The 13602-nt window shown below is 47.2% G+C and carries 14 protein-coding genes; 9 read left to right on the forward strand and 5 right to left on the reverse strand.

The window, feature by feature from the left end:
* Positions 1 to 1446, reverse strand: a complete 1446-nt coding sequence (locus NSQ24_RS09685; protein WP_024985259.1) for an IS1182 family transposase — start codon at positions 1444 to 1446, stop codon at positions 1 to 3.
* Between the two features lie 652 nt (positions 1447 to 2098).
* On the opposite strand from NSQ24_RS09685, the gene ltrA reads away from it, so the two are divergent.
* The 8 genes from ltrA to NSQ24_RS09725 all read left to right on the forward strand — a co-directional run bounded on the left by ltrA (position 2099) and on the right by NSQ24_RS09725 (position 10328).
* Positions 2099 to 3397 (forward strand): group II intron reverse transcriptase/maturase, encoded by a 1299-nt coding sequence (gene ltrA / locus NSQ24_RS09690; RefSeq protein WP_024985477.1) that lies wholly within the window; start codon positions 2099 to 2101, stop codon positions 3395 to 3397.
* Positions 3398 to 3797: 400 nt separating this feature from the next.
* Complete coding sequence (locus NSQ24_RS09695) at positions 3798 to 4109, forward strand: hypothetical protein (RefSeq protein ID WP_035990217.1); 312 nt, start codon at positions 3798 to 3800, stop codon at positions 4107 to 4109.
* A gap of 221 nt (positions 4110 to 4330) precedes the next feature.
* Positions 4331 to 4642, forward strand: a complete 312-nt coding sequence (locus NSQ24_RS09700) for a ParB N-terminal domain-containing protein (protein WP_003390861.1) — start codon at positions 4331 to 4333, stop codon at positions 4640 to 4642.
* Between the two features lie 183 nt (positions 4643 to 4825).
* On the forward strand, positions 4826 to 6325 hold the full coding sequence (locus NSQ24_RS09705; RefSeq protein WP_003390858.1) for a recombinase family protein: 1500 nt from the start codon (positions 4826 to 4828) through the stop codon (positions 6323 to 6325).
* 33 nt (positions 6326 to 6358) lie between these two features.
* Positions 6359 to 6724: a sigma-70 family RNA polymerase sigma factor gene (locus tag NSQ24_RS09710; RefSeq protein ID WP_003390856.1), complete on the forward strand. Its 366-nt coding sequence runs from the start codon at positions 6359 to 6361 to the stop codon at positions 6722 to 6724.
* Between the two features lie 186 nt (positions 6725 to 6910).
* Positions 6911 to 7366, forward strand: coding sequence for a YhcN/YlaJ family sporulation lipoprotein (locus tag NSQ24_RS09715; protein ID WP_003390853.1), 456 nt, complete (start codon positions 6911 to 6913; stop codon positions 7364 to 7366).
* A gap of 1113 nt (positions 7367 to 8479) precedes the next feature.
* Positions 8480 to 8974: a cation:proton antiporter regulatory subunit gene (locus NSQ24_RS09720; protein WP_003390849.1), complete on the forward strand. Its 495-nt coding sequence runs from the start codon at positions 8480 to 8482 to the stop codon at positions 8972 to 8974.
* A 133-nt stretch (positions 8975 to 9107) separates the two neighbouring features.
* Positions 9108 to 10328, forward strand: coding sequence for a cation:proton antiporter (locus NSQ24_RS09725; RefSeq protein ID WP_003390846.1), 1221 nt, complete (start codon positions 9108 to 9110; stop codon positions 10326 to 10328).
* Between the two features lie 79 nt (positions 10329 to 10407).
* Here NSQ24_RS09725 and NSQ24_RS09730 read toward each other — a convergent pair whose 3' ends face one another.
* Together NSQ24_RS09730 and NSQ24_RS09735 are read right to left on the reverse strand one after the other, a co-directional pair.
* Positions 10408 to 10896 (reverse strand): cation:proton antiporter regulatory subunit, encoded by a 489-nt coding sequence (locus NSQ24_RS09730; protein WP_003390843.1) that lies wholly within the window; start codon positions 10894 to 10896, stop codon positions 10408 to 10410.
* Between the two features lie 153 nt (positions 10897 to 11049).
* Entirely contained in the window at positions 11050 to 11634 is a 585-nt protein-coding gene (locus NSQ24_RS09735) for a TIGR00730 family Rossman fold protein (RefSeq protein ID WP_122958943.1), read from the reverse strand.
* Between the two features lie 92 nt (positions 11635 to 11726).
* Between NSQ24_RS09735 and NSQ24_RS09740 the strand changes: the two genes are divergently transcribed.
* Entirely contained in the window at positions 11727 to 12059 is a 333-nt protein-coding gene (locus NSQ24_RS09740; protein ID WP_003390838.1) for a MazG-like family protein, read from the forward strand.
* Positions 12060 to 12110: 51 nt separating this feature from the next.
* Here the strand turns inward: NSQ24_RS09740 and NSQ24_RS09745 are convergent, their stop codons facing one another.
* Both NSQ24_RS09745 and NSQ24_RS09750 read right to left on the reverse strand, forming a co-directional pair.
* Positions 12111 to 12812, reverse strand: coding sequence for a DUF2306 domain-containing protein (locus NSQ24_RS09745; RefSeq protein WP_122958944.1), 702 nt, complete (start codon positions 12810 to 12812; stop codon positions 12111 to 12113).
* A 13-nt stretch (positions 12813 to 12825) separates the two neighbouring features.
* Positions 12826 to 13422 (reverse strand): TetR/AcrR family transcriptional regulator, encoded by a 597-nt coding sequence (locus tag NSQ24_RS09750; RefSeq protein WP_024985455.1) that lies wholly within the window; start codon positions 13420 to 13422, stop codon positions 12826 to 12828.
* Between the last annotated feature and the right edge of the window lie 180 nt (positions 13423 to 13602).

Here is a 13602-nt window from a genome sequence, read left to right on the forward strand (position 1 = left end):
TCAGGTTGCAGACAAACTCCCTCGCTGAACGAACAGCAGAGGGAGTTTGTTTAATAATTTGATGAAAATACCGAAGGTGTTTTGATCGTTCACCTTTTGGCGACCTGATTTCCATAGCCAGGTCGCCATTTTTTTCAAGTTCATGGCAGCGAAAACAAGCATCGCCTGCATCGTGACCTTCTCCAGTCCTCGTAAGGTCGTCCAACGCATGCCATGCTTTTCCTTCATATCAGCGAATACACGTTCAATCGTTTCTTTCCGTTTGCTATAGATTTGTTTGTTTTCCTCGGTATGCCGGAGGTGGTCTACCTCTTCGAGGTAATCAGCCCAGATGTGGCGACTCACTCTCTTTGTGTAGTCTTTACTTTCCGTGCATTGTTTCAAGAACGGACAACTTCGGCAAACTTGAGAATTTGATCGATAGATACGGTACCCATCCTTGTTTGTTGTCTCATATGTTAAGATTTGCTCGTTCGGGCAGATGTAGCAGTCGAAATATTCATCATACACATATTCGTGCTTTTTAAAAAAACCTTCTTTGGTGCGTGGTCTTGTGTAGGGCATAACGGGGCGAATCTGGTCATCAAGGAGTGTTTTACTGATGTAAGGCGTCTTGTATCCCGAGTCCACTGCCACAGCTTGAGGCTGTGCAAACGTCTTTCGCACTTGATTCAAAACATCCTCAAAAACCTGACTGTCATGCACATTGCCTGGCGTTACCTTGGCACCAAGCACAAATCCATTTCGATCACATGCTGTATGAAAACTATAAGCAAATACACGTTCCTTTTCCCCTTTTACAAACAATCCGCAATCCGGGTCAGTTGTGCTGACTTTCACCTCCTTCTTCGAAGTTTCTGTCTTTTTTTCAAGGGGCTTCTTTCCATGTGCAATACGATCCTGATTGATTTCTTCGTCCAGCAGCTCTTGATATTTCTTCGCTTGTTCTTCAACGATTTCTTTCACGTATTTATGCTTATTCGCACTGGCTTTTACATGCGTAGCATCAATGAAAAGCACATCAGGCTTCACGAATCCATGATGAACCGCCTCCTCCAATATTCGAAGGAAGATCGACTCGAAGAGTTGAGTATCCCGAAAACGGCGAACATAGTTCTTGCCTAGGGTCGTGAAATGGGGAATGGGCTGACTGAAATCATAGCCAATAAACCACCGATAGGCAACATTGGTTTCGATCTCTTTAATCGTTTGTCGCATGGAACGAATTCCAAAAATATATTGGATGAAAGCAATTTTAACTAAGACTACAGGGTCAACACTGGGTCTGCCATTGTCATGACAGTAGAGGCTTTCCACCAAGTCATAGATGAACGAAAAGTCGATTGCATTTTCAATTTTTCTTACGAGATGATCTTCTGGCACCAACTCATCTAGCGAGAATGCAGATATCTGATAACGCCCTTCGGCCTCTTGCTTATTAAGCATAATGCCACCTCTAAAAAATAACTTTTGAAAACGTAACATGTTCTATATTCAACAAAAAAGCCTGCAGACCCTGTTCCTTACGGAACTTTGTCTACAGGCTGGGGACAGCGATATGCTGTCCTTTTTTATCATTGAAGCGTGCCCAGCAAGCCGTTAATTGCTAGTTGGTGAAAGTCCAACCGAGGCAGGAGCCAAGTCACCTCGTAGCTGACAGGCAACTGGTGGAGAAATCCTAAGGTTGAAGCCCTGTGACAAAGTAACTCGAAAGAGTGCGAGCAAATCAGCAGGCCGTAACATAAAGTGAATCCTGCAGCCTCGTTAAGAAAGACCACCGAGAGGTGGACAAAGGGAAGCCGAGCTTGTTTCATATGGGCGAAGGCCAAGGACGGTGTGGAGAACTTGGAATACAGCACCTATGAATCCCTCGGGGTATGGGGAGCGGTATGTTGAGAAAGTAGTTAACGGAACTGGGGAGACCCTACTCTGCACGCCCCGTCAGGAGCGTAAAACGGAAACCTATAACCGTAAGGGAAGTGGTGGATGGCAGAGAGGGAGTCGGAGGGGTTCATAGTACCGATGAACATAAGGACAACACAACCTTATGGAGGGAAGGAGCCCTGCTTTGTTCACGGGTCGAAGGAGGTAAGAGTGAGTGAATGCAAGTAAACTTGCTAACTACACCGATGTAAAAGCTCGACAACTTTGGACAACCCTATATCTTTGTGCCAAGGCAAACTCAAAACGGCGATTTCATGCCTTGTATGACAAAATCTACCGCCCGGATATTCTAGCGACAGCTTGGAGGAGAGTAAAAGCAAATAAAGGGAGCGGAGGAATCGACGGACAATCCATCGCACAGATTGTGGAGGAGTATGGGGAGAGCCGTTTTCTTAACGAGATCTATCTAGATTTAAAAGAAAAGCGGTATCGTCCACATCCGGTTCGTCGAACTTACATCCCTAAACCGGATGGCAAGAAACGTCCACTCGGCATCCCGACGATCAAGGATCGGGTGGTCCAAATGGCTACTAAGCTAGTCATTGAACCGATCTTTGAAGCTGATTTTCGGGACTGTTCTTATGGCTTTCGGCCAGGAAGAAATGCTCACCAGGCAATTGCACAGATACGCAAAGCAAGCAAGAGGTGTTATTGGGTCGTAGATGTTGACATTAAAGGGTATTTCGACAACATCAACCATGAGAAGTTGATGAAACTGGTCGAAATGAGAATCAGCGACAGACGTGTTCTGAAACTTATCCGACAATGGCTGCAGGCTGGGGTCATGGAAAATGATCAATTCCATGAAACAGAACTGGGAACTCCGCAAGGAGGGGTAATCTCGCCTCTTCTTTCAAACATCTATCTAAACTACATGGACACCATTTGGGAAAATCAATTCTCCCATCTTGGCACACTTATCCGCTATGCGGATGACTTCGTTATCATGTGCAGAACCAAACAAGAAGCATTGGAAAGCATTCAAGTGCTGATGGCTATTCTAAACAAGCTGGAGCTTAGTCTCAGTAAAGAGAAATCTAGACTCGTTAATATTTGGGACAATTCCACTGGGTTTGACTTTCTTGGGCTGCACCATCGCAAATTCCCCGTGTTCAACAAAGGGGGGAGCAAGGTATTTGCTATGTCTCATGTACCAGCTAAGAAAGCAATGAAGGAAATGAGACGTAAAATTAAGGAATACACTGCACCAAGGAACAAACTGTTTCTGTCTCTAGAAGAGCTAGTGAAAGGGCTAAATCGCAAGCTAAGGGGGTTCAAGAACTACTACTTCATCTCGCCCATCGCCAAACGATGGGCAAGACGGATAGACTGGTATGTGATTGAACGCCTTACAATCTTCTGCAACAAGAAAAGAAGCAAGCGGAATAAACATGCCGGAAAGCTGAAGGTCATACAAAACACGCAGGGTAGTTTATTGAAATTAGCCGGATAAAGTAAGCCGAATGCCAAAGAAAGAAGAACATCGGAAAGCCGTATGAGGGAAAACCTCACGTACGGTTTGATGAGGGGGAGCTGAAATGAGCAAGGCGACCATACGGTCGCCCGAAAGTTTCAGTTCTCTACTCTACATTTAAATAAAGAAAGTAACAATTTCAAATTAGATTATACATTTCCGCACATCAATTGAAGCAATGGTGATGATCATGTAATGCGCCAGTTTGTTGACTCAGATACGTGAGAAATATTTTACACCGAGGAAGTGCTGCGGCTTTCGGATGAGATAGTAAAAGTATTTCGTCCAGTCGGCCGCAGCTCAAAATTCGTAAAGATCAAACGCCAGCCAGAAGGCAAAGCGACGGCTCAGGAAGCTGTCACTCGCCGAGGCTGGCTTTTTGTTGAAGATCACGCCGTATGCTAGTGAGGGAACCAATCTCCTTGAGGGCGATAACGAGCGCGGCCAGAGAGGTGTACCGCTTACGGTAAAGGACCTTGCCTGCATCGCAGACTGTTCCTATCCGACCGCCCGCAAGATCGTCCGGGCGTTCATCGCTGAGCGAATTCTTCGGCGCGTGGAGATCGACGGCAGGACAGCGCTTGCGATCAATCCACTTTATTCGTTCAACGGCAAGTCAGCTGAAACATCGCTCCTGCAACTCTTCAAATGGGAGATCACGGAAGCTGGGGAGGACCCGAATTCCGAATAGGGGGTCGCCAGAAGCAGACAGGCCTTAAAGCCTTGACGCTCTAAGCACAACCGTTGTTTTTTGCGGTGATACAAAACGTATACTTTTTCAGGTAAATAGTAGTCGTTTCGCATCACTCAAAAAGTTGCCACCAGCCCACCTGTATCAAGGCTTACAGCGATTTTGGCGCTGGCAATATTCTTTATTCTTATATCTATCGCCACTAAGAAGAGAAATCCAGCTTGGACTTACGAAAAATACCTGTTTCGATGATCAACCTGAACCCGTACAATCCAAGGATTGAACTGCAGCCGGGCGACCTGGAATATGAAAAACTGAAATACTCCATCGAAGAATTTGGGTATGTAGAACCGATCGTGTGGAATGAACGAACCGGGAATCTCGTTGGAGGTCATCAACAGTTCAAAATCCTTGTCCACGAGCAGGGAGCCACCGAGGTAGAGGTATCAATCAAACGCACCCCCGAATCCTTTGATTTCAATTGGCTCCGTCGCCGTTCCCTTCTCGATGTAAACCCGGACGCTCTTCGATAAAGCCTCTTTTATTTACTGGGGGCTTTTTTCTATATGACGACTTTTGACAAGCAGTATATGCATACCCTCTGATCAGGGAGGGATGAACGATGCATGTAAGAATCATACCCGGAAGTACGACTGACAAGGCTCGTTCTGACTGCTACCGATATCTGCTGAGAAAGTACAGAAAGGAGAAGCTGGATGGTCGGGATTTACGCGCGAGTAAGCACCGAGGAACAAGCAAAAAGCGGCTTCAGCCTTGATGACCAGATCAGGGAATGTCGGAAGAAGGCGGGAACGCTTGACGTTGTTGAGTATGTAGACGATATGTCAGGTGAATTTCTGGACCGTCCCGCTCTCACGAAATTACGACAAGATGTAAAAGATGGCGTTATAACAAAAATCATCTGCCTCGATCCAGACAGATTATCACGAAAACTCATGAACCAGCTGCTTATTACTGACGAATTCGATAAGCGTGGGATTGAGCTCGTTTTTGTAAACGGGGAATATGCCAAGACACCTGAGGGACAACTATTTTATAGCATGCGTGGAGCGATCGCGGAGTTTGAAAAAGCAAAAATAAATGAACGGATGAGCCGTGGCAGAAGAGAGAAGGCAAGGCAAGGTCGTGTCCTGCGTGATTTTCAGATATATGGATACAGCTATGACCCGGAAAAAGAACAAATGATTGTAAATGAAGGGGAAGCGGCAGTTGTCAGATTGATTTTTGACCTGTTTACGCAGCCAAACGAATTGGTACAAGGTATGAATGGGATTGCCAAGTATCTAACGGAAAAAGGCATTCCAACCAAACGCGGGGCCAGAGTGTGGCATCGCCAGGTTGTCCGTCAATTGCTGATGAACGAAGCGTATATCGGGAGGTTTTATCAGAATCGTTGGAATACGGAAGGCATGCTCGGAAACAAATTCCGGAATTCCGAAGAAAAAGTTCGGATGCGTCAACGTCCGCAAGAAGAGTGGATACAACTGAGCTGCCCTGCCATTATCGATGAAGTAAAGTTTGAGCATGCACAAAAGCTTTTGAAAGAGTCAAGAAGGCGTTGGGCGGGCAGGAGTCTAAATCAGTATTTGCTGAGTGGATTGCTTCGTTGCGGAGACTGCGGCAACACGATGACCGGCCGGAAATCTAAAAATTGGGGGAAGCATGTCTTCGAATACACCGATGTAAAAAACACCGCTGGTGCCCAAAATCATGGATGTGGCCGAAAAATTAAGTGTGAGGAACTGGATGAAGAAGTCTGGGAAACGGTTCGATCTTGGCTGGACAATCCAGATGAGATTGCTGCTGCCGTCGAAGAAAGAAGCGAGGCACCTTACGAATTGGCAGAGGTAGAACGGCTGCAAAAGGAGCTGGAGAAAACGAGGAATGGCCGAAAGCGGTTATTAAAACTGTTTTCTTCAGGCGAAGAGGACTTGGGCGAAGAGGAGATCCGTCAAGAGCTGCGTGATCTAAAAGCGAGGGAAGAAAGGCTGCTTCAACAGCTCACAGAACTCGAAGAGCAAGCCCAGCGTATGAAGGAAAGTGGCTACAACCGAGATTTACTCCAAGAAGCGGCAAAGTATTATCTGTCCAAAAAACCGGATGAACTTACATTTGAGGATAAGCGAGAACTCATTCGTCATGTAGTAAGAGAGATACGGGTATACGAAAATAACATCGAGCTCTACACCTTCTGATGCGCCACTATTGACATTAGAATCGAAATCCTCATGCATCTTCGCAGCCTGAAAAAAACCAAGAAAGATGTCTCTTTGCACGATCCGATCGGTACGGACAAAGAGGGCAACGAGATCACGCTGATCGACGTCCTGGGCACGGAAACAGACGAGGTCGTGGATGCTGTCCAGCTAAAGCTGGAGTCGAATAAGATTTACCAGCACATTCACATTCTCGATGAACGCGAAAAAGAAGTGATAATCGGCAGGTTTGGCCTGGATCAGGACAAAGAAAAAACGCAAAGAGAAATCGCACGCGAGCTTGGCATTTCCCGTTCTTACGTCTCCCGGATCGAAAAGCGGGCGCTGATGAAGCTGTTTAATGAGTTTTACCGGACAAAACAGGCACAGAATAGATAGCACTTACCGTGTGTCAGGTATGTGCTGTCATCCGCGAGAAGGACATTTTATGAAAGTGTCCTTCTCGCGTTTTTTGATTTCTATACAAATTCAGAACATCCGTACTGGCGACAGAACAAATTACATATCATAGAAAACCCATGTTAGGAAACGCTAAAGGTACGCTATTTAGTGGGAGGTTTTCTTTTGCGTACCATAGTACTAGTCGTGTCTCTGGTTCTTTTCGCCACAGGCTGCAATCCGCAAGCCAATCAAAATCAACAGGCAAAAACAAAATCCGCGGCAGAAGATCCTCTGTGCAAGCCGACGCCGGTTCGTTTCTTTGACAAGGAACAGAAAGCCAAGTCCATTACGGAACAAGTACATGGAATCGATAAAGCTGTCGCTGTTCACATCGACAAGGAGCTGGACGTCGCCATTGAAGTAAGCAACTTTAATCGCTTCCGATTGGAGTCGATCGAAAAAGAAGTCGGGGAGAAATTAAAAAAGGAGTTTCCCGATTCTGCGATCCATGTTACCTCAGACAAGAAGCTTATCGATGAATTGCAGAAACTGAGTGACACCCCATGGTCCAGTGAACAGGAGAAAGCCTGCAAGCAAAAGAAAAAGCTCAAGCAAATTGAGAAAGAGATGAAAGGGTAGAGAAAGCAATCATTTATCAGACAGCGCTCTCTTTTCACAGCGAAAAGGGCCGCTTTTTTTATGTTCTTTTCAATGATGATTTACCATAAAGTGGATTTTGAGCATTCCTTTTAATAACGAGTGAGAGCGTTTTCAAGCTAAGCAGACAAGCATCTGATTTGACTTAATTGTTTCAAAATGATACCCTTTTTATGTATACATAATATAAGAAAATTATTATGCGTTTATTTGTTTTTTAATCCTGGATGATGAGAGCGAGGCAAACGTCGCAAGGACAGGGACACTGAACAAAAATCTGGAAAGGAGGTGCACGCATTGAATAGAAAAGCGAGTCGCAGGGGCATCCCGTTTTTCATTTTTAGCGTGCTAATCCTTATCGTCTTTGCATCCGCTCCCTTGTATAATGCAGACGCTCAGTCCATGGAAGAAGATTCTCCGCAAATTTCCGCGAATCCGTACGAAAAGCATTTCGTTCATTTCCGCAAGGCATCTCCGATCAAGTTTCAATATGCGCCTATCAGAGAAGCATTGTTGATCCTTGTGCTGCCGCTGCTTTTCCTTCGCGCTACCCCTATACCTCGGTTTACGTATCGGACTTTCATTCCCATTAAAATGAAAAGTCTCTTTCTGATGCCTATTAAATTCACCTCGACGTTTTTTCTCCCAAACACCTCCCGATAGCTCGACAGCTATGATTTTTTTAGCCTGTCTGGCACGGACCACACCATTGTATAAAAATTGTATAAAAATCCCTGAATCGTTCGAATAAAGGATGAAAATAAATTTTGCCAAGGTCGTTTAGTAAATAAATTCTCACGATTGTGAAATAAATCACAATGTAGTTGACAGGAATGTTGTTGGCAAAAAGGAAGCGACTCCTATTTTTGTTGTGGACAACAATGAGGAACTTACTCGGCAGAACAAAACGATGATACAAGAACTTACTCGGAGGCAGAACACTGCGTTAGCCTGAATGGAAAAACGACGCGAAAGCGCGCACAGTCGGCTTTGTTGTTCACGAAAAACAGATAAGGGAGTTGCGATTGCCAAAATACTAAGTGTACAGATGGGATTTCTTTGTTATGGCTAAAAACGAACTTGGAGGTATTTTTCATGAATGTACGTGAAACTCATTTGCCGGGAATCGGGAAAAAATTTCAACTGGATACCCAAAGCGGAGATAAGCTTGTAGTTGTGATTCACGATAACGGAAGGCGCGAACTGTACCATTTTGACCAGGATGATCCTGAGAGCAGCGTCTCGATGGTGGCGCTCGATGACGAAGAGGCGCGACAGGTTGCCGGCATTATTGGCGGGATGGCGTATAAACCGAAGGCGCTCGAGTCGATTGACATCAGCCTTGACGATCTGGTGATCGAGTGGCACAAAATCGAAGCCAGCGCAAAGTGCATCGGGAAAAAGATCGGAGAACTGGAGATTCGCCAGAAAACGGGAGCCTCCATCATCGCTGTCGTAGAAAAAGACCATACGAAGCATATCAATCCAGGACCCGATTATGTCTTCACTGCCAACTCGACGCTCATCGTCGCAGGGGAGAGGCAGCATCTCAAAGCTTTAAAGGCGTATTTGCTCGGTGGACGCGATTAGCGTACTCCTTTTCCCAGTCTGGAAAGCAATCAAGAGAAATTCCATTTGCATGCATTCCACTGATTTTCGGATGCAAAAAAGATGGAAGCTGTGCATCAGCAACTCATGAAAAAGACTGAAAAAGGAGGAACATATGGATACCGTAATATTTGAGATAGGGCTTGCCCTTGCTTTAATTTCAATCGTCGGCTTGATCTCCACAAAGCTGCGCTTCTCGGTCATACCATTTTACATTTTGATAGGGATGGCGGTAGGACCGCACGCACCTCATTTTGGAATCCTTGATTTGCGATTTATTGAAAGCTCGGAGTTTATCGAGTTCATGGGCCGTCTTGGCGTGCTCTTCCTGTTGTTTTACCTGGGCCTGGAGTTTTCCGTAAGTCGCCTGATCAAGTCGGGAAAATCAATCCTCGTCGGCGGTATTTTTTACGTCGCGCTCAATTTTGTATCTGGCTTGCTGCTTGGATGGATGATGGACTTGCCGTTAAAGGAAACGCTGGTGGTCGCGGGAATCATGACCAGCTCTTCCACAGCGATCGTAGCCAAGGTTCTCGTTGATCTGAAACGGACAGCCAACCCGGAGACGGAGATTATCATGGGCATGATCATGTTTGACGATCTGTTCATCGCCGTACACATGTCCATATTGTCCGGCCTGGTCTTGAGCGGAGCTACCTCATTTACAGGTGTTTTGATGACTTCGTTATCGGCGCTGCTCTTCATTTTGTTCTTCCTGATCGCGGGAAGATACGTTATCAAGTATGTAGATCGCTTGTTCGACATCAAATCGACCGAACTGTTCCTCATCCTCGTGTTTACGGCTCTGTTCCTGGTGGCGGGTTTTTCCGAAACGCTGCACGTGGCAGAGGCGATCGGGGCGCTTTTGGTGGGGCTTGTGCTGGCGGATTCCAAGCATGTCAAGCGAATCGAGCATCTGGTTTTGCCGTTCCGGGATTTTTTCGGTGCGATCTTCTTCTTTGGCTTCGGGCTGACAATTGATCCGATGTCGCTTGGAGGAGCAGTGTGGATCACGATCGTGGCTGTTGTCCTCACGCTTGTGGCAAATATTTTCGCAGGCATGATGGGGGGACGCTCGGCAGGTATATCCAAGCGGGCTTCCTTCAATATCGGGTTTACGCTCGCATCACGCGGCGAGTTTTCCATTATCATGGCAAACATCGGGAAGGCAGGAGGCCTGGACCCGGTCGTTCAGTCCTTCGCTGTGCTGTATGTTCTGATCCTGGCTGTTCTGGGACCACTATTGACCAAAGAATCAAAAACCATCTACAACTTCTGGGAAAAAGTGTCGGGGAATTTCAGCAGGCGAAAACAGCAGGGCGATGGAACAGGTTGATCGTACCATTGGGTTGAAAAAAGCAAGGGGCAGGTATCTGTATGATCGATACCTGCCCCTTTTATTTTCGTAAAAGAGCTTAGCCGTGTTGCAGCAATTCCTTCAGTTTTTTCAAATGATCCCGTTCGCCGGCCACAACGAGCTGCGTATCCGCCATGAATACGTGCTCGGGACCCGGGTTGATCTGTTTTTTCTTTTCCCGATCAATGACGGCGATAATCGTGACACCGGTCTTTTGCCGGACATCTACTTCTCCTATCGTTTTGCCGATGCATGCAGCCCCAGAAGGAATTTTGAACCATTCGATAACCAGATCGTTCAGGGAGAGATTCACGGTCTCCAGCGCTTTCGGCTTGTAGCTCATGCCGCCGAGAATTCCCGCTGCCTGCATGGCTTCATCGTCTTCAAGCGTAATGGTTGATGTGCACTCATCCGGATCACCGGCATCGAAGAAGTACAATTCTCTTCTGCCGCTGTCATGGATGACAACAACCAGCTTTTCTCCCATTCGGGTCTCCATTTGAAATTTACGTCCGATTCCTGGCAAATCGGATTCCCAAATGTTCAAAATGGCAACCTCCTTTTTTGTACGTAAGTTGCCCCTATTATACAGGAGGAAGGCCCAAGATGCTAGAAAGTCTGGGAACCGCTTGCAGGATTTTCCTGGCTGGGCTGGGCGAAACGGATTGTCTGTAGAAGCGTGTCAAATGCCCCTGTCTGATTATGACTGATCCGGTTCGTTCCATTTATTTGTCAGATTCGGACGCTTGTACGTAGCGAGCTTGTCAAGAAGTTTTACAGGCGCGCTGTCGACGATCAGCAATTCCTTATGGGTAGCAGGCATGAAGCCGGCTGCGACGGCAGTCTCGACGAGCTGAATCAGCGGGGAGTAGTAATCATCGACGTTCAAGACGCCTACCGGCTTTTCATGAATGCCTATTTGTCCCCAGCAGAGCGCTTCGAACAGCTCCTCAAAGGTTCCATAGCCGCCGGGCAGGGCGATGAACGCATCAGAGAGCTCAGACATTTTTGCCTTACGCTCATGCATATTTTCCACTTGATAAAATTGGGTCAACCCGCTGTGGGCCATTTCTCCGCGGAACAACCCGCGAGGCATGACCCCGATCGCGGCTCCTCCGGCTTCCAGGACGGCGTTTGCTGTGCTTCCCATCAGACCCATGTTGGACCCGCCGTATACGAGCTCCAAACCCCGTTTGGCCAATTCCATTCCCAATTCCTTTGCCTTCTCGGTATAAACGGGTTTGGTGCCGGGATTGGAGCCAGCATAGACACAAATTCGTTTCATTGCTCTTCCTCCTTCGCTAAAGACGGCAGTTGACCGGACTTTTGCCAAGGTATAGTATACAGGTGAATCTTGGAAGAAGGAAGGATAGATCGATGAATCTGGATCATTTTCAAAAATGGGTCAATGATTTTTACGGAGAACGCGGCTGGACAAAGTACGGGCCCTTTATCCGGGTCGGTTTTTTAATGGAAGAAGTGGGCGAACTGGCACGTGCTGTACGGACGACGGAGATCGGAAGAGACCGGCCGGATGAAGGGGATCGTTCTGTTGAAGAAATTCGTGCCGAGCTGATCGAGGAGATGGGTGATGTACTGGGGAATCTGGTGCTGCTTGCCGAGCAGTACGGTGTGGGGCCAGAGGAGATCATGAAAGCGCATCAGGAAAAGCTGGTTAAGCGATTTGGCGAAATGGCTGAGAAAAAGTAGGCTGAAGACGGCAACAGAGGAAGGCATCCCATTCTGCCTTCCTTTGGCTGTTTACTTGCCTGGCGATATCGGTTTTTTCGAGAACTTCTTTTGATAATAGACACTCATGCCGACAATAACCGGGGTTATCACGATTGTAGGGAAAAACCAGATGATCGGATTTACACTCTCCAGATGAAGCAGACGGGGCGCTCCAAACACGGTGAAGGCGGTAATCGTTGCGATACAACAGCCCATCATGCCCGACATGTGCTGAAAAAACCAGTGCATTTTTGTAGCAGGCGGGCGAAGCCAATACTTGAGCTGAGTGCCGCCGAGAAATACGCCGACGAGCGGAAACCAGTTGAGCAGCGGCGAGTCGATCAGATAGCCGTAGCCCCCGATAAAAAAGCTGGAGATGAAAAGCAGGCCGGGAAACAGCAAATCCCACGGGTTGCGGTGAGCAGAAACGCGTTTTTTAAATCGCAGCACCCGCATGCCGTACCAGGCCGTCGCCGAGCTGAGCAGGGAGATATAGATCAAAAACCAGGCAAAAGAGACCGAAGCCAAGGTCCGGTCCGGGTCAAAGCCGATGCGCCACACCCCCATATAGAGGGCGGACACAGCGACGGCGGCCATGGAGATGACGTACACCCAGCCGACGCGGTTATGCGCCTTTCCTCCTTTTTTCGTAACGATCGGAATCCAGAAGACAACTAACGCAAGAAAGCCTGCAATGATATGAATAATCCTGAAAAATTCAAATCCCGCCATAATGAATCCTCCCTTAGGTGTTGGGCTTCGTCAGTTCGCGCTTCATCAGCTCATAGTAGTCCGCAATCGCTTCTTCCATTTCATCCGGACTGATGACGCTTCTGACGCGAAGTCCATACGAATACGTGATAAACCGCCGGACTGCTTTGCGAGCGTCGATGTGTTCAGGGATGACACCAGCCTCTTTTCCAAGCTCGATCCACTTGATCGAGTTCTCCTCTGAATGACGGTACACGTCCTCCAGGATGCTTCTTACAGATGCTTGGTCCTGTTGACTGAGCAAATACAAGAAAATAGGAGTAGTTACGTCATCCGGATTGGCAAAAGGCCGGACACTGGCAGCGATGACTTCCATCGGATGATGCAAATCTTTTTTCGCGTACGCCGTTTGATAAAAGCTGTCGCTCAATGATTCCAGCTTGTTCTTGAGGATGAGACCGAACAGCTCATCCTTGCTTCGCACATAGTGGTAAATGGCTCCCTTGGACAGCCCGGACCGGTTCATAATCTCCTGCAGCGTTGTTTTTTTGCAGCCTTTTTCCCGAATGCACGCTGCGGTCGTTTCCAGCAGGAGACGAAAGCTGGGGGAATCGTTGGCTCGCGATATCATCAACAGATCATCCTTTCGAGGGGAAGAAAAAATTCCCTGGAAGTGTTACATGTTAAAGTATACAAACCGACGGTCAGTCTGTAAAGAGGGAAGTAAAAAAGATCTTCGGACAAAAGGCTTTCATACACCGCTTTCCGAAGATCTCGCGATTGAGTGTGGAGATGGAATTTGGACGGTTCC

The organism is Brevibacillus sp. FSL L8-0520 (genome assembly GCF_037963895.1).
GTDB lineage: Bacteria > Bacillota > Bacilli > Brevibacillales > Brevibacillaceae > Brevibacillus > Brevibacillus borstelensis.